Below are 20,768 nucleotides of genomic sequence, written 5' to 3'. Positions count from 1 at the left end.
AAGGGGTTGATTCTATGTTTACCATGTTCGTCGGTGCCATTAATATCTGGCTTGGTCTATTAATATTCAGAAATCCTGAAGAAATGGCAATCCGCATGAATCGGGATGAATACCATGAAATAGATGATAATGATATATTAAAAATGCAGTTTCTCGGAGTATTTGTTGTTAGTTTTGGTATTATTTTAGCTCTTTTAGGGTCATCTACTTTTTTCTAACGTGTAATATGTATTACTCGCATTTAACTTTTTCATTAAGCCATTGATGAGGGGCTGGTTATATGTCTGGGTTTACACTTATCCTGTTCGCTGTTGTTTTTCTAATACGTGGTCTATTGAGGATACGCAAACCCACATGGGGTTCGTTATATAAGAGTTGGCAGGTAAAACACGAGTCTGAGCCAAGCTCGGACTACATTCAATATATCAAATCCAGTGGGCTTCTCTGGATCGTTTTAGGAGCCCTTTTTCTAGTGTTAGGCATTCTCCTTATGACTCTTTGATCACTCCTTCACAGCTTAGTGGCCGGGTGCTCGCGATTCCCATGATCGATATACTGCCGATTGATCCACACTGGAAGCCAACGGCAATTTAATCAGCACAGACCATTTTCCATACTTTACACAAATCCGTTTCTCTCCTAACATCCCGGTAATACATATTCCGTACAATGTCCCTATCACATTACATCGATGAAGGGATATGACAGAATGAAAAAGAAATTCAAGAAATTGCTCGCGCTGCTGTTGCCAGCGACGATGATTGTGGGGCTGCTGTCGGGCTTTCAAGCGTCCGCAAGTCCGGCCACTTCACCAGATAGCGACAATAGCTTCAAAATGGCCATACTGCCGGATACGCAAAAGTATGCGCGTTACAAAAACGAGCTTTGGCTGTCGCAAACGAATTGGATCGCAAAAAACGCGAAAAAAGAAAATATTGTGTTCACCGCACATTTAGGTGATTTGGTTGATCGCGCCGATGAAGAATACGAATGGCGCAACGCCGACGAGGCGATGAAAGTATTCGATAAAGCCAAGCTTCCATACGGCTTTTTGGCAGGAAACCATGATGTGCTCAACTCGCAGCAATACGATAACGAACGGGATTTAGCCAAGGAACCGTTTTTGAACTATTTTTCGACAGATCGGATGAAAAACATCCCGGGTTTTACCGGCCATTCGGAGGACGGATTTAATTCCTACTATATTTTTGAAGGGTCCGGGAAAAAGTACATGGCACTCTTCCTGGATTGGAGAGCATCCGAAGAGACGTTGAAGTGGGCGCAAAAGGCAATCGACAAACATCCTACGTACCCGGTCATGATGTTCACCCACCAACTGCTGAACATTTCCAACGACAAAAAATCAGCCGTCATGACAGATCATGGGCAATTTCTATGGGACAAACTGATTGCGAAGAACGATCAAATCTTCCTCACCGTAAACGGTCATCATCATGGCTATGCTCATACGGTCAAGAAAAATAACAAAGGTCACGACGTTGTTATGATGGTCGTTGATTATCAGAGCGCCTTTCACGGCGGCAACGGAATGTTACGAACGCTTGAATTCGATATGGACAAGAACCGCATTCATACATCCTCCTTCTCCCCATGGGTCATGGGAATGCCGGAGAAACAAAGAACCGCGTTTGATGAGGAGAAATTAGTAGACGATTTTAACGATTTTACAGTCGCGATGGATTTTGAAGAACGGTTCTCCGGGTTCCAGCCCATCATTTCCGTCAATAAAGAAGTGCCAAAAGTAGAAGGTACGGTCGCTTACTGGCAAATGGACAACCGTTCGGCCGCTGAAGGGCAAGCTGTGACTGGCAAGGGAGCAGCGGTCAAAGATCTTTCCGGCAAAGGCAACGATTTGTACCGTATCGACGAAGGCGACGCCAAGCCAGGCGATCTGATCTGGTACAAAGGAAATGCGCAAAATCCCCAAAGCAATTCGGGCATTCGCTTTTTCAACAACAAGTCGCAAAAGAGAGGCTCGTATTTGAAAACATCCGATCAAGCGCCTATCAATGCACTGACATTCCCGAACGGATATACGATTGAAGCGGTCGTGAAGCTCGGGCCTGACTTTGACGCCGACAAGCATTCCTGGATGGGCATTCTGGGACGGTACGGCACCGGACAAGACGTCGGCAAGAAAGAAGGTGACGCCGACGCTCCGCTAGCAACGTTAGCTGTGTCAAGCTTACGGGAGATTCAATGGGCGTCCTTCCCGCTTAATTACGGAAGCGAGCAAACGAGTTGGTCGTGGGAAATGGACGACAGCTGGCATCATATCGCGCTGGTAAACAACGGACAATCGACGAAGATGTATATCGACGGTGTAGAAGTACTGCGCAATCCCGACACAAAGCCGCAGGGCATCGCCACGACCGGCAAACCGTGGATCATCGGCGCGAGCCAATATGCCAATAAGCTGGACGGCGTATTTAACGGATGGATCAGCGAAATTCGTATCGTCGATCATGCGCTGAACAAGAAAGATTTCTTACAATAGTTAGACATGCGCAAGCGCCGGGATGATTCCCGGCGCTTGCAGCGCTACCTGCTTGTTTTTATGATGATTTCATCTTCCAGACATTTTTGAATGACTTCTGCTGAGATGATCAATGGTTCCTGATTTGGGTAGAGTTTCTGGTAGAGGACTACGGCTCGCTGGCTAAAAGCTGGCGGGCAATTTTTATTAATGCTGGTACGATATTGGACTTATTAGACGAATAGACAAGAAAGTTTAACAATAATTGTTTTTTCCCTATCGATTTGCATATCCTCCTTGGCCGGAGGATAATCTGGATGACTCTTCCAATAACCAGGAAAAGCGCTCCTTCATCCCAGCGACCAGATATCTTGTTAAGAGCCGTTTTAAAGGAAAAAATATCATTTCCAAAAAACGGTCGATAATATTGTTATAAGCCATAGGCTCCAGCCCATTGTTGTCTCCTCTATATAGGCTACTGCATAGGATAGATAGAAAATTACGAAACCATGAAGAGGAGATTGAATATGTACCGTTATCCATGCCACCCTTACCAAGGGTATAATCCTGCGCATAACTACTGGAATAACCAAAATTGGAGCGATAATTTGAATTTTCGTTATTCGAGTTGGAACAATAACAATTGGCATCGTAATGATGAGAATATGAAATTAACTGATTATGGACAAAGGCCTCTTGTGTTGAATATTGATCAAGCAGCTAAACAAAACAATACTTACCGAACCGCCTTATGGACAGGGAAGCACTTTCAAGTGACACTAATGAGTATTAATGTTGGAGATGACATTGGTTTAGAAGTTCATCCTACAACTGATCAATTCATACGAATTGAACAAGGTAAAGGACTTGTTCAAATGGGTGATAGTAAAGATAACTTGGATTTTCAAAAAATGGCCTATGATGACTATGCAATCATGATACCGGCTGGAAAATGGCACAATGTAACCAACATGGGGAATGTACCACTAAAAGTATACGTGATCTATGCTCCTCCAGAGCATCCATATGGCACGGTTCAAGAAACCAAAGCAGATGCCATGTCTGCTAGGTAAAATAAAGGATAAAACCTTTAAAATTAAAACAGCGGCAAACTGGGGTTTTGACATCTCAGTTAGCCGCTGTATTTATTCCCCTTTCAAAATTCCACATTATCTTGATCAAAGAACCCCATGAGCTTAAGCATGTTGGCCATGCTCTCTGTGCTCTCAGCTACCTTCCGACGAATAGTGCTGTCACTCAGACCATGCCGAAAGAACAGCTTCGTCTCTTTATATGAATAACCTTACATATATCTATAGTCTACAGCTTTCCTCGAGTCGTCATCCTGAATCAAGCCGAATGCTCTCCGAAGCTGATGAGTATAAAACTGATATCGTTCAGGAACGTCTAGGCCATTCTTCTATTAATGTAACCTTAGATGCGTATTCCCACGTACTACCCAACTTACAAGAAGCTGTTCTTAATACAATTGGTGACTCAATCTTAGGGAACCAAATCGAGGACTAAAAACCCACTTTACTCGACTAAAGGTTAGAAGAATGTTAGAAGTGTAGGTTATTAAACAAAAATGGCGCGATTCCGAAAAAACTCGGAAAACCGCGCCATTATTGACTTTATAAAGATGCTGGTGAAGGGAATTGAACCCCCGACCTACGCATTACGAGTGCGATACTGTAGATTTCGGCAAGGTTCTACTGGGTTCCGGAAGCCTTTTAGTTATTGGTTTTTATAAGCCTAGATCCGTTTAAGGTTCTTGAAGTATTTCTTGGCCGTTAGAAGATTTGTTAGAAGTTCTGTTAGAAGACTGAGGCCCGTCAGCTAAATGCTAGCGGGCAATTTTCTAGTGAGCAGAAACAATTTCATCAATCTTTATCCATTGCCATTCACCTTCAGCTAAAGACAATTTGATTTCTCGTCTGAACGTGTGGATCAGTACGATAATACCTGTTAACTCTATCTTCATACTCATCGAACAGCCACAATGTAATAGTGCATTTTGTTTCAGAAAGCACTATCTGGGAAGATCATCCCCTTTTGTATTTAGAAAAAGCCCTGCTCCTTTAAAAACAGAGCAGGGCTTTTGGATAAGAGCAAATATACCAACATTTAAGAGACAACGAATTGAACTACAAGAGGTGTTCCGGGATCTAACGCATCTCCGCCAGGGATGGTAATCGTCGTTGTTGTAACAGAAGAAACATCAGCCGTTTGCATTATACCATTCACATAAAGGTTGTAATAGTTGAACGTACTCGGAAATACCGTGGCAGCTGTTCCTACATCATTGATAAAAGCTGTGGCTGCAATTGCGAATGTTGCTCCTGTTCCCGTTCCAGCACCAACTGTAGAAGTGAATCTTCTACTGTTTTGATACGGTGGTACTATTGGCATTTTCATCGCCTCCCTTCTTTGTTGAGGATCATGCTGAAACTCAAGCTGAAATCTTTGAAAGCATGCCTGATCCTCTTATCCATTTAATGCAAGAGTTCAGGGATTGCGCAGGCATATTACCAAAAATTGCTAGACAATAACATTAGCCGTTAACTCTACTGTTTCTAAAACGATCGGAGTACCTGCATAGATTGTGCTACTTTGGGCTGGAAAAAATAAGCTGAGCGAATTTACATCGTACGAGTTACTGAGCTGAAGAATTCCATTTATATAAAGATTGTTAAAGCTGTTTGGGCCAAGGGCCAAGAATTCCACCACGGGGGCTCCCATATCGTTCGTGAATTGACCGGCTGGAATCATAGCTGACATAGTTAGATCCAGATCTGTTTCTGGTTCATAAAAATAACGGTTAATTGCAGTAGTGACAGTAACTTCAGGAATGACTACTTCTCCAGGAGGGCCTTGTGGGCCTTGTGGGCCTTGTGGGCCTTGTGGTCCATCAAGCCCTCTTTCTCCTTGTGGTCCTTGTTGCCCTGGCGGTCCTTGAGGACCTTGTGATCCATCAAGCCCTCTTTCTCCTTGTGGTCCTTGTTGCCCTGGCGGTCCTTGAGGACCTTGTGATCCATCCAACCCTCTTTCTCCTTGTGGTCCTTGTTGCCCTGGCGGTCCTTGAGGACCTTGTGATCCATCCAACCCTCTTTCTCCTTGTGGTCCTTGTGGGCCTTGCGGACCTGAAATCCCTTGAATACCTGGCTGGCTTAGGGATTTCTGCATTTCACACAATTTAGCTAACTCAGCTTTCATTTTGGATTTAGCTTCCTGTATTGCAGCTTGTAAGGCTTTCTGGTTAATTAGAGCTTGAAGATTTTGCTTTCTTCTATTTAATAAACACCACTTTGATATGCACCTTTTACAAAGGAGTTTCTTAAGAAAAACTGTTTTTTTAATTCTTTTGGTACATTTGTATTTTCTTTTTGCCTTTAAACATTTGTACTTTCGTTTAGCTGCCACCCTTCATTTTCGCCACCTTCTCTTAGACTTTATAACTGTGTGTATAGTCATATCTATATGTCAAATGCACACCATGGGGGTGGACAAATAACTTGTATCAAACAAACCGGAACCATTCCAGATAAAAAATAGGCGTTTTATTTAGGGATATCCTATTTCGTTATACTTAAGTATTGAGCCCAAAAATCAGCGCCGCTATCTGTTATGACATAACTTACCGCCTGATCAGCATATCCTTGAACGTTATAATTATTTCGAGGTGTTTTTTATGTTTATTGAACCGATGCTACTCGCAACAGCGCCAGCTCCTTTCTCAGATTCGCACTATATATTCGAACCAAAGATTGACGGGCACAGGCTCCTGTTTTCCCAACAGTCCGGCCGGATCCGGCTTTATACTCGTCATGAGACGGAATGTACACAACAATACCCTGAACTCTTGGTTCCGTTTGATGATGACATCCTTCTGGATGGTGAAGTAGCATGTGCCGGTCCCGACGGCGTGGACTTTGAGGAAGTTATGGTCCGGTTTAAAGCAAGTAAGGACCAATGCATCAAGCAGCTGACCATATCTTCTCCAGTTACGTTTGTTGTGTTCGACATATTGCAATACAAAGGGCAAGACCTTCGGAAGATGCCACTGCTGCAGCGCAAAGAGATCCTTGCCGGCATAAAAATGCCAAATCAGCAATTTGGCGTCATTCCCTTCGTGGAAGGCGCAGGCGAAGCTTTATTTGAACAGATGGTGAACCGAAAACTTGAAGGGATGGTCGGCAAACGAAAGAATAGTCTATATGTAAGCAGCCGATCACCAGCCTGGCAGAAGGTTATTAATTGGTCGTATACTAACGTGATCCTAACCGGGTATCGAAAAAACGAATTCGGATTACTTGCCGCGGTTCAGAATGAGTCTGGTGGTCTTCGGTCGGCTGGGATTGTCGAATATGTTACAAAGGCAACCAGGAAAGAGTTTTATTCGAAGAGTCAATTCCTTGTCACAGGTGAGGATAAAAAATTCGTTTATTTGAATCCGATGATCCAGGGGCGGGTGAAATATAGAAACTGGTTCAAATCGGGGATGTTGCGAACGCCAGTATTAACGGAACTCAACTATTAATTAAAATTTCGTTTATGTGAAAGAACCCCACCAGGATTTGCAGGTAGGGTCTTTGTTATTCGGGGAGTCTTATACGAAGGCACTTGTAATGATCACCAACAAAATAAAGAGAATTCCGAGGATTCGATTTCACGATCTCCGCCATACCCACGCTACACTTCTTCTAAAAGCAGGTATACAAAATCGTTCAGGAACGTCTAGGCCATTCTTCTATTAATGTAACCTTAGATACGTATTCCCACGTACTACCCAACTTACAAGAAGCTGTTCTTAATACAATCGGTGACTCAATCTTAGGGAACCAAATCGAGGACTAAAAACCCACTTTGCTCGACTAAAGCTTAGAAGAATGTTAGATGTGTAGGTTATTAAACAATAATGGCGCGATTCCGAAAAAACTCGGAAAACCGCGCCATTATTGACTTTGTAAAGATGCTGGTGAAGGGAATTGAACCCCCGACCTACGCATTACGAGTGCGTTGCTCTACCCCTGAGCTACACCAGCAAATGTGGTTCGATGATATTCCTCACGAAACAACAAAAATTATTATAATACTTCAGCAGCAAAATGCAAGTCCTATTCTTACGGAAATATCCTCCGTAACTGGCGGTATTACCCGCCTAACTTCTCCTGCACGGACTGGATCTTCTGTTTGCTCGAGGAGACTTGATCCCTGCGGTCGTCGATCTTCACGGAAGTCGATACACGCTTCGCACCGGACAGAAAAGGCGCTTCATGCAAAGCCTCAATCGCCCGCCAGATCATGTTAAGCTCTCCCTCGATGATGGTGCTCATCGAAGTTAGCTCATAGGATATTCCATCCTGTTGTTTCAATATACGCTGCATCTCGGCAACATAAGAACTCAAGCTCGTTGTTGCGGTTCCGATCGGAATCACCGTTACCTCCGCTATAGCCATCTTGAATACCTCCCTCGTTGCATCTCATTTATATGGAATGTTAAACTCCCGGATACAGTTATCATATCAATTCTGACCCTCCATATCAAAGTCCGTCTGTCTGTAACTTCATACAAGATATGGTGTATCTTCCTCATTTCGTCCGTACGAATATATCCTATTTTGTCAAAACGATAATATACGTGGTATCTGCGCAGAAAAGGTCGCATTTGGTCACAATTCAGGAAATGTTATGGCCTTTTGGCAGTTTCTTAACTGGCACAATGGCCGCTCGTTTGCTATAATTCTTTTTGCGTTCAATTTTAAGAATATAGTTTACAAACACAATATATTGGGTTAAATTAGATTAACAACAACCAAATATAGTGTATGTAGGTGCCGGATCAACCTATAAGGCAGTCCGGCTTAATAGGGAAGCATGGTGTAAATCCATCACGGTCCCGCCACTGTAAGGGCCTAAGGCTGTTTATGATCTATCAGCCATCCACATACGACATATGCCACCGAGGAACCGGATCAAGGTCTCAGGGGAGGCAATGCCGAGGGAAGTAGCTCAAGTCAGGAGACCTGCCTATATGCAGCAGACACCAACCTACGGGGTTTTAGGTAAGTGTTCGTTAAGCTTGCGTCTGTACATAACATCATGCCCATTCATGGGCTTATGGCAAACGTCATTTTCGAATCACAGCGCACGGACATTTTCAAGCCTGCCCGCGGGTTTTAGAAAATGTTTTTTTGATGTCCTTTTTCATATTTCCCCCGAAGAAAGCGAGGAATTTATTCATGCCCCAGCTCGTAGTTAAACCGAACAACCGTCAGCTCGCCTTTGATGAAATTCGTCTCTCCGTCTATGCCGACCGGACTCTAAAAGGATTGGACATGCTCGATAAAGAGCGCCTGCTTCGCGGCGTCAATGCCAAATTGCGCGGTGAGCAAGTTACCGGCGAAGAAATCAGCAACGCCTTCACGATGTCCGCCCTTGAGCTTGTAACCAAAGAGGAGCCGGATTGGAAGTTTGCAGCTGCGCGTTCGTTTCTGACCTCTTTATATAAAAAAGCGGCCACCAACCGCCGATACAAAGCATACCCGGAAGAACCATACGGTGCCTTCTACCCGCTCATTACAGAGCTTGTACAGAAAGGCATTTATCGCGAGGATCTTCTGACCAGCTACACCAAAGAACAAATCGAAGAACTCGGCGAATGCATCGATCCAAGCCGCGACCTGCTGTTTGATTACATCGGGCTGTTGACACTGGCTGAGCGTTACCTGGCAAACGACTTTGACGGTCGCGTCATGGAACTTCCGCAAGAACGGTACATGGTCATCGCGATGTTCCTCATGCACAACGAGCCAGCTGACAAGCGTCTTGACCTTGTCAAAGAAGCCTACTGGGCCATGAGTAACCTGTATATGACGGCCGCTACGCCGACCATGTCTAACGCAGGTAAAAAAGTAGCCGGCCAGCTTTCCAGCTGCTTCATCGATACCGTGGACGACTCCCTGGAAGGAATCTTCGATTCCAATACGGATATCGCCCGTCTCAGCAAAATGGGCGGCGGCATCGGGGTGTACCTCGGTAAAGTCCGTGCACGCGGCTCTGACATCCGCGGTCACAAGAACACCAGCTCCGGCGTTATCCCTTGGATTCGCCAGTTGAACAACACCGCTGTTAGCGTTGACCAATTGGGAACTCGTAAAGGTGCTATCGCGGTTTACCTGGATGTGTTCCACAAAGACATTCTGTCCTTCCTGGATCTGAAGCTGAACAATGGTGACGAGCGCATGAGAGCACATGACGTGTTCCACGGCGTATGTCTGCCTGACCTGTTCATGGAAGCTGTAGAAGCACGTGAAGAGTGGAGCCTGTTCTGTCCGCATGAAGTGAAGAAAATCATGGGCTGGAAAGACGAGAACGGCCGTCCGCTGGGCCTGGAAGACTTCTATGATCAAGGACAAGGCGAAGGCGAATTCCGTCAAAAGTATGCTGAAGCCGTGGCGAGCCCGCTGCTGCCGCGCATTACGGTACAAGCTATCGACATTATGAAGCGCATCATGAAATCCCAGCTTGAAACGGGTACACCGTACATGTTCTACCGCGACACGGTCAACCGTGCGAACCCGAACTCTGCGCATGGCATGATCTACTCTTCCAACCTGTGCACGGAGATCATGCAGAACCAATCTCCGACAGTTGTTGAGCAGGAGGAGCTGGTTACGAAAGACGGCCAAACCCGGATCGTAATTTCCAAAATCCCTGGCGATTTCGTTGTCTGCAACCTGAACTCCATCCACTTGGCTCGTGCTGTACCTGCTGGTGTGCTGGAGCGTCTCGTTCCGATCCAGGTTCGCATGCTGGATAACGTTATCGACATTAACAATATTGAAGTTCTGCAAGCTCAATATACCAACAGCCAATACCGTGCGGTCGGTCTCGGCACCTTCGGTCTGCATCACTTGCTGGCGCTGGAAGGTATCCGCTGGGAATCCGACGAAGCCGTTGCATATAACGACAATCTGTATGAGCACATCAACTACCTGCTCGTTAAATCCAGCATGGAGTTGGCCAAGGAAAAAGGCCACTATCCGAAATTCAAAGGCTCCGACTGGGAGAGCGGCGAGTACTTCACGTTCCGCGGTTACACCGACGGCGAGCATGAAGGCAAGTTCGTAACCACCGAACAATGGCGCGAATTGCAGCAAGAAGTACAAGAAAGCGGGGTCCGTAACGCATGGCTGTTTGCCATCGCGCCGAACGGCTCCACATCGATCATCGCGGGTTCCACAGCGAGCATCGATCCATTGTACGAACTTCTGTCTTATGAAGAAAAAACCACTTACAAAGTGGCTAACCCGGCTCCGGATCTGTCCGAAAAAACGATCTGGTACTATAAAACGGCTTTCTTGATTGACCAGCATTGGTCCATCAAAATGGCTGCCGCCCGTCAGCGTCACGTTGACCAAGCGCAAAGCTTTAACCTGTACGTCCGCCCTGATATCCGGGCTTCGGAATTCCTGGAGCTGCACCTGCATGCCTGGAAAGCCGGCATCAAGTCCACTTATTATGTACGCAGCCGTGCGCTGACGATTGAAGAGTGCGAGTCGTGTGCAAGCTAACCTTTAATTTCGAACCCACCCAAACCCTCCCTTCCAAGGGAGGGCCCCAAGGGCTCTGCCCTCTGGACACCCGCAAGGTGCTTAGGTTCTGAATGAGGCGCTTCTACGTTACTTTAGTGGCTAGGAACGCTTTCTCCCTTCGGGAACGCTGGAATTTAGTGCGGAAGCTAATGAGTTACTTCGTGCGATTGGTGAGTTACTGCCTGCTGGGATCGCTCTCCCCTTGGGAATCGCTTCTCATGCGGCGCAGGGACCATTGAGTTACTTCGTGCGATTGGTGAGTTACTGCCTGCTGGGATCGCTCTCCCCTTGGGAATCGCTTCTCATGCGGCGCAGAGACTGTGAGTTACTTCGTGCGATTGGTGAGTTACTGCCTGCTGGGATCGCTCTCCCTTTGGGAGTCGCTGCATGTTTGGCTCACATCGAACGGCTGTAAGCAATGTTGAATATGCTTTCTAATAAAAGACTACAAGGGTAAGGGTATCCAATCGGAAGAGTTTACGTCCGCCTTTGGGAGCCCTTTGCAACCTTAAAAATACATTCAAGCAAAGGGCGGACAACAGCGGCTGGAGAGTGGATACCCGTCCCTCGAATAGGCTAGCAGATCCCTTCAACCTTCCGCCCTACTATGATATACAAGGAGAGAAAATCGGCATGCAAATGCAAAAGATATTTAATACCGAAGCACCCAACCGCTCCACTCGCGTCATTGAAGGTGAATGCTCCGGGATCTTGAACTGGAACGACATTCGGATGCCTCATATGTATAAGCTGTACAAAGTCCTGCTGCTGAACCACTGGATCGCGGACGAGATTCCGATGTCCAAGGATGCGCAGCAGTTCCCGCGCCTGGACCCTGAAGAGCAGCGTACCTTCAAGATCAACATCTCCCTGCTCGCTGTTCTGGATTCCATGCAGACGATGTTTGTCAGCGACGTGAAGCGTTACTTCACTGATTCGTCACTCGAAGCCATCTCCGCTATCATCGGTCAGCAAGAGGTGGTTCACAACCAATCCTATTCCTACGTGCTATCCTCCATCGTATCGGAGCAAGAGCAGAAGGACATCTTCGAATACTGGAAGCATGACCCGGTACTTCTGGAACGCAACCAGTTCATCTCGAACATTTACCAGAACTTCCGTGACAATCCGTCGCCGCAATCCTTCTTCGAAGCGATGGTCGCGGACCTGATCCTGGAAGGCATCTTCTTCTACAGTACATTTGCCTTCTTCTACAACCTCGCTCGTGACCAGAAGATGATGGCAACCAGCCAGATGATCTCCTATATTCAGCGTGATGAGAACCAGCACTGCTACTTCTTCGCCGAAGTGTTCAAGCAGCTGCTCAAGGATTTCCCTGAGCTGAACTCCAAAGAGAACATCGACTACCTGTACCGCACCATTGACCGTGCCGTCGAGCTCGAAACCAACTGGGCCCACTACACGCTCAGCAATGTGCGCGGCATCGATCTGAACGAATTGGGCGATTACATCAAGTACATCGCGAACCGTCGCATCACCATGATGGGTCTGGAAAAAGCTTACGAAGGTGTGGACGTTAACTGCATGCCATGGATCAAGCCTTTCTCCGATGAAGCCCTTAACGCGACGAAGACCGACTTCTTCGAAGCTAAATCCCGTAACTACGGCAAAGTTGGCGACGACAACGGTTTTGACGATCTATAAAAACCTCTCCAAATACACAAACCTCCGGGATTCCCTTACCAGGGATCTCGGAGGTTTTTTATATCATATGATCGCCTACAATAAAATGTAATACAATAATGTGTCATCATTTATGAAGGTGACATTTCTGAACGTGATCGGTTCCGTCCCGCTGAAACTGCTGGCCGCGCTGGTTGATTTTCAAATTTCAAATATTGAGGATTATTTCTGCTCCAATATGTGAACACGCTTCATGAAAAGAGAAAAGATGAAACCTGCAATCGCAACGACAACAGCAATATCAAAAACATGTTGTATCCCTTCTGTCAAAGCAAGCGCGGCGTTAGCAGGGTCCGCCTGGTCTGCCGTTTGCTTCAGAAAGCTGCTCATGCCCACAGACATGATACTTACCGCAACCGCTATGCCGATCGCACCCGCTACCTGCTGGACCGTATTCATAATTGCGCTACCGTGCGGGTAAAGTGAAGGAGGCAATTGGTTCAGTCCATTCGCCTGCGAAGGCATCCAGACCATGGAGATCCCGATCATCAAAAAGGTGTGAAGCACAATGATTTGGGTTATTGTCGTCGTTGTCGTAATTCCTGAGAGAAACCAGAGAACGACGGATATCAAGGCCATACCCGCGGGAACAACCCATCTCGGCCCAAATTTATCGAATATTCTGCCCATAATCGGTTGCGTGATCGCGTTCACAATCCCCCCGGTCAACAAAACAAGTCCGGCCGAAAAAGCGTTAAGGCCGAGGCCTCTGATCAAATACAAGGGCAACATAATCATGGCTGCCATCATCACCATTACGGCAATCATAAGCATAACAGTGCCAACCGTAAACATAGGCTGTTTGAATGCCCTCAAATCCATCATCGGCTGCTTCGTTCGCAATTGCCGTACCGCAAATATCAAAATCGCCAATATGCCGACAATCATCGGAATCACGACCTTGGGCGCTCCAAATCCTCCTTCTCCTTCCCCTGCACTGCTAAAAGCAAATACAATTCCGCCGAAGCCAAGCGTGGATAAGATAAGCGAATAGCTATCTATTTTCGGCTTGGTAATCGTCGATATATTTTGCATATATCGCATTCCAAACAGAAGAGAAAACGCCAAAACGGGAAGGGTCAATCCGAAAATCCAGTTCCAGCTAAGCTGCTCCATCAACAGACCGGAAAGGGTAGGGCCGACAGCAGGCGCAACCACAAGGACAAGCCCGATCAGCCCGTAGGTCGTCCCCCGCCTCTCAGGTGGAACAATGACAAGCACTGTGTGAAACATCAGCGGCAGGATGACTGCTACGCCCGCAGCTTGAATGACCCGTGCAATCATGAGCAACTCAAATCCTGGGGAAACGGTCGCCACCGCTGTGCCGAGTAAAGCCAATAAGAGCGAAGCCGTGAACAATTGTCTGGTTGAAAACCATTGGAGAAACAACCCGGATATCGGAACCAATATGCCGAGGGTCAGTAAGTAACCTGTTGTCAGCCATTGGGCCGTTGCGGCGGTGATATGAAACTGGTTGATTAAATCGCTGAGCACTACGTTTAAAGCTGTCTCGTTAAACATCCCAATAAATCCGCTTAATAGTAAGGAAACCATGATTGGAATAACTTTATATTTTTGCACCGCATTATGCTGTGCTTCTAGCGTCGCTGCTTGCATATTCTCCACTCTCCTCGTAATAATCCAATATTATAGACTTTAAAGATATCAGTTGTCTTTAATTAGTTAAAAAAAGAATTGCTTGTTATGTAACTATATTCATTTCTCACACAAGATCAGTCATTTTCTGATTTCTCGACTGTTCTTCCATCTCTTCTTCTGCCGATAACACCACCTTTTGAATCGGGCATCTTAAAAGTAATATTTTTTTCGATTTCATTTCCGAAAGTATTTCTATGACGATCACTAAGGTTTAACGAGGTTCATTTTCGGCGGGATATACCCGAGTTGCCTGCCCATTTTTACAATTTGCCCCCTATGATGAAATTCGTGGGTGATGGTGTGCGTAAAAAGCCATAATTCGGTTAACTCTACGCTGCTACTCTGCCAGGATGCTGGAATGGTAGGGTCCCATTTGTTTTTAAATTCATTCAGAAATTCATGAACCAGGGCATCCGTTTTCTTAAAAACTTCACGCATTTCCTGTACATTGTCAACGAATTCTGGTTTTATTTTGGGAAGTGATTGACCAAGGGCACGACTCCCCAACCATACCCTATAACAATCGGCTACATGAGCATGCAGACTGCGAATAGAAACTCCGCCTAAGGTTTCAACTTCTTTAACATAATCTGTGGGGGACATAGTTTCGCAATAACTAAATAATGATTCCCTTGTACGTTGGATCAATTCATACTGGCTTTCGAATACATCCATCTTCTCGCTCCCCTTTTGATGATAAGATACGTATGGGTTAAATTGTGGATTTCACCACCTAGTTAATCGCCATGCGTGGCGCAATAAAAAAATACCACTTTAATAGTGGTGCACGTTTATATAAAATTAGTGTGTCGAATCTCTACTCTACTCTCCCCCGTGCAGCCCACATTCCGCTATTCCGAATCAGCTTACGCACGGATTCTACCTGGAAAGATGGAAGATGATGCCCCGGCATCAGATATACCACGCGGCCAGAGCCATATGTGTGTGCCCACGCAGCAGGCCACCGCTGGCCATCATGCACATATTCGGCAAGTATAACCGCCGATTCATGCGGACTCAGCTCGAACCGAAACGGTTCTTCATCTATCGTAAAATCGCTTAAGTTCTCCACAATAGGGTGACTCCCTTGATTATATCGAACTGGCAGTGACGTATATTCCGGATGTCCCGTAACCCTGCCGCCGATTAACTTTTCCAGCTCTTTGCTTTGCTGCAGCGAGATACCGTTGTGGATAACTAGCAGTCCTCCGCCGTTTCTCACATAGGATATGAGCGCTTGTGCCTGATCTTCGGGTATCTCCAGATCCGAAAAATCCGCGTACGATATAAACAGATCATAGCCCTCCAGCTTATCCTCCTGAAGCACGGCGTAATCATCCGTACATTCAACGTCCATGTCCATATGTTCAAATATGGTTTGTAATTCGTGATCAATATTCGTAAAAGGATGATATTTCGCTCCCTCGTATTGTCCAAGCGCAATTGCTTTCATATTCATGGTCTCCTCTCCTTCCCGTTTGCCAGGGTCACTCTTGTCCTTCATGCTGTTCGCCAAGGTACGCCTTTTGGTCCATCACAAGTTTCATGATGCGATCGGCAGACACATCCGGCGGCACGGCCGCTTCTTGATCCAAATCGCGGCTCATGTAGGACAGCCACCCCGGTTAGTTATAAATCGATATTGTAGATTTTAAAGACACTTGTTGTCACTAATTGACTTTAAAAAAAGAAGTGTCATATGACTATATTATGTTCCCGCACAAGATCCGACATTTTCTGATTTCTCAACTGTTCTTCCATCTTCTCTTCTGCCGATAACACCACCTTTTGAATCGGGCATCCTGGTCCATGTTCGAAACTGCAATCGAACAAGGAAGCCGAACCTTCAATTGCATGAATAATATCTAGGAACGAAATATTTTCCCAATTTCGTTTGAGTCGATAGCCGCCATTCACCCCCGTTATCGATTCAATCATGCCCGCCTTCACCAACTTGGTCAGTATTTTGGACAAATAGGTTGGAGAGACACTTTGTCGCTCCGCCAACTGCTGTACACCTATTGGTTTTTGGGGCGTCGCCGCAGTAAGAAATAGCATCGTATGGAGGGCATAATCGGTAGCCTTGGAGTACTTCATTCAACATCACCTCAATTAAGGACTTTGCAGATCTATAATAACTATTACGTTTCATTACGTCAAGCATAAAACATGCGCTTTTCTTGGAATCTCACGAAGTTTCATCAGGAGAAAAAGGAGTGGGCAATTAAAGGACCGGTTTAGAAACAGCCACGTCATTGAAGACACCACTCCGGATGAATTCGCCAGGCAGAGCCGAAGGCTGCTAAAAAAGCTGTACCCGGATCGATGGGGGAAGTGCCTAGTAGATCGCATGGGTAAAGAAAGCCTACGATGCACATCTATCAACCATCGATGTCCGAGCAATGAATATTTTTCAGCAAGTGTGTTCTCTTTTTTCAGTTGGGATCATCAATCGATATTCCCTTTAAAAGCAGCTTGATCGCATTGACATGCAGGGCTGCATATTCGTCCCCGCTTAATTTTGGCATCGTTAGGCAGAGCTGCGTTGCTCCAGCTAATGTGGACATCACACCAAAACTCAACGTTTCGATATCTTCATTAATAAAAACGCCTTGCTCGATCCCTTTTTGCAGCACTTGTCTAATCGCACGATAGGCTACTTCTGTGATCTCTCTCAATGTAGCCAATGCTTCGGATTCGCTTGAAAGTGTTTTAGCATACTCTTCGAGTGCTTGGATTAAGGGACTTTCACAATCTCGTCCGAATAAATCAGCCATTTCAAGCAACTGTTCGCTGGGAGACGTGGATTGCTCGGCCGAACGAAGCCACTTTTGTGACATGTCTTCGGCATGCTGGGTAAGCAATTGGAGAAAGAGTACCTCTTTATTTTTAAAATGATGATACAAATTGCCTTTACTCATCTGTGTCGATGCACATAAGTCGTCCATTGTAGCTCGATCATAACCTTTTTCGATAAATAACAACTTGGCATGGTTTAAAATAATCGTTTTTGCTTCTTCTGCCGGCAATCGTCTTCTGGTCATAAAGCTCCTCCCGGAACCTTATGAACGGTTCCTTTTATACTTGAAAAATTGAAAAGCACCATATGAGATAACGATAGCAAAAATCCCAAAGAATGCAAACGGCATATCTAGCGTGTGGCGGTATACAATGCTTTGCAGCCCCATGTTTTCCAATGTCGAAGACCCATACCCCCAAATGGATGTATTAAAAATGTTCGTAGCAAAATGGATCCCGATGGGAGCAGCCAGACCATTGGTGTGGTAGGCAACGATTCCCAGAAAGAATGCCCCCAGCAGGTAATACAACGGTCCAAAAATCCCGTAGTTTAGCATTTCGGGGTTAAAACCATGGATCAGGGCAAAAATTAGGGAAGTGATGAAAATGGACCAGAATACACCGCCTCTTAATGATCTAAACATACGGTACATATAACCTCGGAACAAAATCTCTTCAGCAGCACTTTGAACCAAAATCAAAGGAGCGGTAACAATGAGTACACCTAACCATGGAAGCGGGTCAAAATGAAGCGTAAAAGCTTGAGGATGCACGACGATATCGACAAGCAAATACAAAATAAGCGCCATAAAATACCACAAGAAATAAATCGCAAACTTTCGGAAATCGGGCCTTTTACCTTCAAACAAAAATGTTCTAAAACGAATTTTGAAGAAATATTTGGTGACAAGGAAGATGCCGAGAATAAGGAATAAAAAAGACAAATAAAGTGTGATTAAACTAGGTAATCCTGAGCGAGTAGCGGGAATCAAAGCATTAACAAGATTTAACCATAATAAAGTGCCGCCTTGCCAAATAATAAAAATAACGATGAACCCTGCTACAGATTTGAAGCTGAATGGTATCGGCGGTTGAAGGCCATATTTTTTTTCCATGACATGCACCCATCTCTCATTGTAATTACCGACTAAATAGTCGGTAATTACAATATACATACCCAATATATGTCTGTCAACAATGAACAAAGATTTTGACGCTTGTTATTGCGTGGTTGCCTATAAAAACCATCACTTCTTTGCTTGATCAGCAGCTAATTTTGTTGAATAAACCAATTAGCTGAAGATTCGATCTATCCTCCTGGTCGTTTTACCCCTTCGCTGCCCATACCTCGATCTCTACCTGAATGGACGGCATCGCCAGTGCCGGTACGTAGGCCATCGTCATAGCCGGCGCCTTCCCCCCGTTGAATTTCTCCCATACCTGGTGGAAGTGATCCCAGTCGACCTCCTGAGCCGCCCAAATGTTGATTTTGACGATATGATCCGCCGACATCGCTTCCGTTGCCAATAACCTCTCAATGTTCGCCAAGGTATTCTCCACCTGCTGCTTCATATCTTCCGGCAAGTTCCCCTCCCTATCGGTTCCCACCTGACCGGAGAAGACCAACAGCTCAGCCCCTCTCGGAACCTTGGTTACATGGGTATAAGGCCCGATCGGCGGGGCGATACCTGGCGGATTGTACCGCTGAATTGGAGACGGCTGTTCCTCATCGGCTTCATTCAAAATAGCCAGCGTCTGATGGTCTTCCCATGTCCCGTTGATTTTCACGTTTTTCCGGGCAATGCCTTCTTTATGGAATCCAGCTTTCAAAAGCACTTGGATCGAGCCCAGGTTGTGCGGCATCACACCCGCCTCAATTCGGTGAAACTTCAATTCCTGAAAGGCAAACTTCACAATCAATTGAACCGCTTCGGTCATATAGCCCTTTCCGTTGTGGTCTTGGTCCAGAAAGTAACCGATCCAGCAGCTCTGCAGATTCCCCCGCACCACTTCGGTCAGCATAATCTCGCCGATAGTCGCTCCGGTGTCCTGCAGTCCAATCACATAAACATACCCTTGATCTGCCTTGCTGGCTTCCATGGCCTTTCGGATCCGCTCAAGCTGACCCTGATGGGTGTAGAAGCTCTCTTCCCTTAAGCCCGTGAACCGCTGAAAAAAGTCCCGGTTATCCTTCTCGAGCTTCAGCAGTGCCTCTACATCCGATTCCTCTACCGACTTGACATAAATCTGTTTCCCTTGCATAAACATGGTATCCTCTCCTTTGTTTGAAACATTAGAAATACAAAAAAACACCACAGCGCACCTGTGGTGTACATGCCGATCTATGCAACCACAAGCAAGCGACCTGTGGTGTTCAATTCCACTGCATCCTCATCCGGTTACCGAATGGAAGGATCCTTGATCGCTGAATATCCGATTTTGGACACACTTCTCCCATTATCGGACGGATCAAAGAAAACAGCGGTGGAGTATCCCATGCCTTTTGCCAAAGACGCCAATGATCTTTTTTTCATGTGAATACTCCTCCCTTCTGCTTCGCGCGGTTCATCTGTTCCAAACATCTATGTTCATAAAAAATCTCTCGCCTTACAGCTCGAGTCGCAACGTTAGTCTTCCATACCTTAATTAGCCATAGGATACATGATTTCGAATGAATGGTCAAATTCGCTATACTGGATTTACATGACCGTTCCCTTCGGATTGTCTTTGGCCGGTCCTCTGCCCTGTTTCAGATGCTTCAGCTGAGCCACAATAATGACACTGATCACCACCAGCAGAAACCACGAGCTGATTTTGCCGATATGCACAAGGCTCCATGTCCGCTCCTGACCCGGATAGGTCCAGGCCCCAAGAAACGTAGAAATATTCTCAGCGATCCAGATGAAAAAGCCAATCAGCAGAAACGACAGCACCAGCGGCATCCGCAGGGTTTTTCCGTCCACATCAAAATACACCATGGTTCTGCCAAAAACCACGAACAACAATGCCGTGAGAAGCCAGCGTGCATCCCACACGTAGTGATGGGTGAAGAAGTTGGCATAGATCGCTGCGCTGATCAGCACGGTCAGCACAGGCAGCGGCCAGCCGGTGATGCGCAAATTCATTCGGCGCCATGCCTGGCATATATAACTGGCTACACTGGCGTACATAAAGCCGCTGTACAGCGGGACGCCGCCGATTTTGCTCCAGCCCTCCTCCGGGTAAGACCATGAGCCCATATGCACTTTATACAGCTCCAGCATCAAACCGATGATGTGAAAGACACAGATGACCTTCAGCTCATCCCATGTCTCCAGCTTGCTCACCAACATCCCGATTTGTGCCAGTACACATATGAGCAGGATGAGATCATACCGCGCCAAACCGGGAATTTCAATCACCTTGGTCAGTCCCAGCGCGCCGAAGATAATCACTGGAAATATGCAGGACAAGGCCTGCTGATAACCGAAAATCCACAGCTTCCGTATAAATTCCATAAGCTCCTCCTACCA

18 protein-coding genes, 1 tRNA gene, 1 pseudogene and 1 riboswitch are annotated in these 20,768 nt (G+C 46.0%); of the genes and pseudogenes, 7 read left to right on the top strand and 13 right to left on the bottom strand.

Annotated elements, in window-relative coordinates; translation table 11 throughout:
• Window positions 1–14: 14 nt before the first annotated feature.
• The 3 genes from NYE54_RS03625 to NYE54_RS03615 all read left to right on the top strand — a co-directional run bounded on the left by NYE54_RS03625 (window position 15) and on the right by NYE54_RS03615 (window position 3,570).
• Window positions 15–218: a hypothetical protein gene (locus NYE54_RS03625; protein WP_339270093.1), complete on the top strand. Its 204-nt coding sequence runs from the start codon at window positions 15–17 to the stop codon at window positions 216–218.
• Between the two features lie 491 nt (window positions 219–709).
• The gene (locus NYE54_RS03620) at window positions 710–2,518 is read left to right on the top strand and encodes a LamG-like jellyroll fold domain-containing protein (RefSeq protein WP_339270091.1); all 1,809 of its coding nucleotides are present in this window, start codon (window positions 710–712) and stop codon (window positions 2,516–2,518) included.
• Window positions 2,519–3,024: 506 nt separating this feature from the next.
• Complete coding sequence (locus NYE54_RS03615; RefSeq protein ID WP_339270089.1) at window positions 3,025–3,570, top strand: cupin domain-containing protein; 546 nt, start codon at window positions 3,025–3,027, stop codon at window positions 3,568–3,570.
• Between the two features lie 1,054 nt (window positions 3,571–4,624).
• Here the strand turns inward: NYE54_RS03615 and NYE54_RS03610 are convergent.
• The gene (locus NYE54_RS03610) at window positions 4,625–4,909 is read right to left on the bottom strand and encodes a DUF4183 domain-containing protein (RefSeq protein WP_339273382.1); all 285 of its coding nucleotides are present in this window, start codon (window positions 4,907–4,909) and stop codon (window positions 4,625–4,627) included.
• A 129-nt stretch (window positions 4,910–5,038) separates the two neighbouring features.
• Window positions 5,039–5,920, bottom strand: a complete 882-nt coding sequence (locus NYE54_RS03605) for a DUF4183 domain-containing protein (RefSeq protein WP_339270087.1) — start codon at window positions 5,918–5,920, stop codon at window positions 5,039–5,041.
• 268 nt (window positions 5,921–6,188) lie between these two features.
• Here NYE54_RS03605 and NYE54_RS03600 point away from each other — a divergent pair, with 268 nt between their 5' ends.
• Window positions 6,189–7,037 (top strand): ATP-dependent DNA ligase, encoded by an 849-nt coding sequence (locus NYE54_RS03600; RefSeq protein WP_339270086.1) that lies wholly within the window; start codon window positions 6,189–6,191, stop codon window positions 7,035–7,037.
• Between the two features lie 109 nt (window positions 7,038–7,146).
• Window positions 7,147–7,354: pseudogene (locus tag NYE54_RS03595) on the top strand (tyrosine-type recombinase/integrase); the annotation flags it as partial.
• A gap of 116 nt (window positions 7,355–7,470) precedes the next feature.
• Here NYE54_RS03595 and NYE54_RS03590 read toward each other — a convergent pair.
• Together NYE54_RS03590 and NYE54_RS03585 are read right to left on the bottom strand one after the other, a co-directional pair.
• Window positions 7,471–7,542 (bottom strand) — tRNA-Thr (locus NYE54_RS03590).
• 108 nt (window positions 7,543–7,650) lie between these two features.
• On the bottom strand, window positions 7,651–7,956 hold the full coding sequence (locus tag NYE54_RS03585; protein ID WP_076322239.1) for an MTH1187 family thiamine-binding protein: 306 nt from the start codon (window positions 7,954–7,956) through the stop codon (window positions 7,651–7,653).
• A 356-nt stretch (window positions 7,957–8,312) separates the two neighbouring features.
• Window positions 8,313–8,546, top strand: a riboswitch (cobalamin riboswitch).
• Between the two features lie 193 nt (window positions 8,547–8,739).
• Here NYE54_RS03585 and NYE54_RS03580 point away from each other — a divergent pair.
• Window positions 8,740–11,073, top strand: coding sequence for a ribonucleoside-diphosphate reductase subunit alpha (locus tag NYE54_RS03580; protein WP_098741781.1), 2,334 nt, complete (start codon window positions 8,740–8,742; stop codon window positions 11,071–11,073).
• A 654-nt stretch (window positions 11,074–11,727) separates the two neighbouring features.
• The gene (locus tag NYE54_RS03575) at window positions 11,728–12,759 is read left to right on the top strand and encodes a ribonucleotide-diphosphate reductase subunit beta (RefSeq protein WP_076322241.1); all 1,032 of its coding nucleotides are present in this window, start codon (window positions 11,728–11,730) and stop codon (window positions 12,757–12,759) included.
• Window positions 12,760–12,960: 201 nt separating this feature from the next.
• On the opposite strand, the gene NYE54_RS03570 is transcribed toward NYE54_RS03575, so the two are convergent.
• The 9 genes from NYE54_RS03570 to NYE54_RS03530 form a co-directional block, all read right to left on the bottom strand.
• Complete coding sequence (locus tag NYE54_RS03570) at window positions 12,961–14,415, bottom strand: MDR family MFS transporter (RefSeq protein ID WP_339270082.1); 1,455 nt, start codon at window positions 14,413–14,415, stop codon at window positions 12,961–12,963.
• A 246-nt stretch (window positions 14,416–14,661) separates the two neighbouring features.
• A complete protein-coding gene (locus NYE54_RS03565) occupies window positions 14,662–15,132 on the bottom strand; it encodes a DinB family protein (RefSeq protein ID WP_076322243.1) in 471 nt (156 codons plus the stop codon).
• A gap of 142 nt (window positions 15,133–15,274) precedes the next feature.
• On the bottom strand, window positions 15,275–15,916 hold the full coding sequence (locus NYE54_RS03560; protein WP_339270080.1) for a ThuA domain-containing protein: 642 nt from the start codon (window positions 15,914–15,916) through the stop codon (window positions 15,275–15,277).
• 236 nt (window positions 15,917–16,152) lie between these two features.
• A complete protein-coding gene (locus NYE54_RS03555) occupies window positions 16,153–16,554 on the bottom strand; it encodes an Rrf2 family transcriptional regulator (RefSeq protein ID WP_076322244.1) in 402 nt (133 codons plus the stop codon).
• Window positions 16,555–16,892: 338 nt separating this feature from the next.
• Window positions 16,893–17,501 (bottom strand): TetR/AcrR family transcriptional regulator, encoded by a 609-nt coding sequence (locus NYE54_RS03550; RefSeq protein ID WP_339270078.1) that lies wholly within the window; start codon window positions 17,499–17,501, stop codon window positions 16,893–16,895.
• 18 nt (window positions 17,502–17,519) lie between these two features.
• Entirely contained in the window at window positions 17,520–18,371 is an 852-nt protein-coding gene (locus tag NYE54_RS03545) for a CPBP family intramembrane glutamic endopeptidase (protein ID WP_339270076.1), read from the bottom strand.
• A gap of 211 nt (window positions 18,372–18,582) precedes the next feature.
• Window positions 18,583–19,524: a GNAT family N-acetyltransferase gene (locus NYE54_RS03540; protein ID WP_339270074.1), complete on the bottom strand. Its 942-nt coding sequence runs from the start codon at window positions 19,522–19,524 to the stop codon at window positions 18,583–18,585.
• Between the two features lie 131 nt (window positions 19,525–19,655).
• Window positions 19,656–19,790 (bottom strand): hypothetical protein, encoded by a 135-nt coding sequence (locus tag NYE54_RS03535; RefSeq protein ID WP_272914349.1) that lies wholly within the window; start codon window positions 19,788–19,790, stop codon window positions 19,656–19,658.
• A 165-nt stretch (window positions 19,791–19,955) separates the two neighbouring features.
• On the bottom strand, window positions 19,956–20,753 hold the full coding sequence (locus tag NYE54_RS03530; protein WP_339270072.1) for a DUF817 domain-containing protein: 798 nt from the start codon (window positions 20,751–20,753) through the stop codon (window positions 19,956–19,958).
• Window positions 20,754–20,768: the final 15 nt, after the last annotated feature.

This window comes from Paenibacillus sp. FSL K6-1330 (assembly GCF_037976825.1).
GTDB lineage: Bacteria > Bacillota > Bacilli > Paenibacillales > Paenibacillaceae > Paenibacillus_AQ.
The sequence above is the reverse complement of the archived record's forward strand: the minus strand, read 5'-3'. Positions and strand labels throughout refer to the sequence as shown.

What these genes read in the sequence shown, in the direction of transcription:
- NYE54_RS03625 (WP_339270093.1), top strand. Translation starts at nt 15, where the DNA reads ATGTTTACCATGTTCGTCGGTGCCATTAATATCTGGCTTGGTCTATTA.
- NYE54_RS03620 (WP_339270091.1), top strand. Translation starts at nt 710, where the DNA reads ATGAAAAAGAAATTCAAGAAATTGCTCGCGCTGCTGTTGCCAGCGACG.
- NYE54_RS03615 (WP_339270089.1), top strand. Translation starts at nt 3,025, where the DNA reads ATGTACCGTTATCCATGCCACCCTTACCAAGGGTATAATCCTGCGCAT.
- NYE54_RS03610 (WP_339273382.1), bottom strand. Translation starts at nt 4,909, where the DNA reads ATGCCAATAGTACCACCGTATCAAAACAGTAGAAGATTCACTTCTACA.
- NYE54_RS03600 (WP_339270086.1), top strand. Translation starts at nt 6,189, where the DNA reads ATGTTTATTGAACCGATGCTACTCGCAACAGCGCCAGCTCCTTTCTCA.
- NYE54_RS03585 (WP_076322239.1), bottom strand. Translation starts at nt 7,956, where the DNA reads ATGGCTATAGCGGAGGTAACGGTGATTCCGATCGGAACCGCAACAACG.
- NYE54_RS03580 (WP_098741781.1), top strand. Translation starts at nt 8,740, where the DNA reads ATGCCCCAGCTCGTAGTTAAACCGAACAACCGTCAGCTCGCCTTTGAT.
- NYE54_RS03575 (WP_076322241.1), top strand. Translation starts at nt 11,728, where the DNA reads ATGCAAATGCAAAAGATATTTAATACCGAAGCACCCAACCGCTCCACT.
- NYE54_RS03570 (WP_339270082.1), bottom strand. Translation starts at nt 14,415, where the DNA reads ATGCAAGCAGCGACGCTAGAAGCACAGCATAATGCGGTGCAAAAATAT.
- NYE54_RS03565 (WP_076322243.1), bottom strand. Translation starts at nt 15,132, where the DNA reads ATGGATGTATTCGAAAGCCAGTATGAATTGATCCAACGTACAAGGGAA.
- NYE54_RS03560 (WP_339270080.1), bottom strand. Translation starts at nt 15,916, where the DNA reads ATGAATATGAAAGCAATTGCGCTTGGACAATACGAGGGAGCGAAATAT.
- NYE54_RS03555 (WP_076322244.1), bottom strand. Translation starts at nt 16,554, where the DNA reads ATGAAGTACTCCAAGGCTACCGATTATGCCCTCCATACGATGCTATTT.
- NYE54_RS03550 (WP_339270078.1), bottom strand. Translation starts at nt 17,501, where the DNA reads ATGACCAGAAGACGATTGCCGGCAGAAGAAGCAAAAACGATTATTTTA.
- NYE54_RS03545 (WP_339270076.1), bottom strand. Translation starts at nt 18,371, where the DNA reads ATGGAAAAAAAATATGGCCTTCAACCGCCGATACCATTCAGCTTCAAA.
- NYE54_RS03540 (WP_339270074.1), bottom strand. Translation starts at nt 19,524, where the DNA reads ATGTTTATGCAAGGGAAACAGATTTATGTCAAGTCGGTAGAGGAATCG.
- NYE54_RS03535 (WP_272914349.1), bottom strand. Translation starts at nt 19,790, where the DNA reads ATGAAAAAAAGATCATTGGCGTCTTTGGCAAAAGGCATGGGATACTCC.
- NYE54_RS03530 (WP_339270072.1), bottom strand. Translation starts at nt 20,753, where the DNA reads ATGGAATTTATACGGAAGCTGTGGATTTTCGGTTATCAGCAGGCCTTG.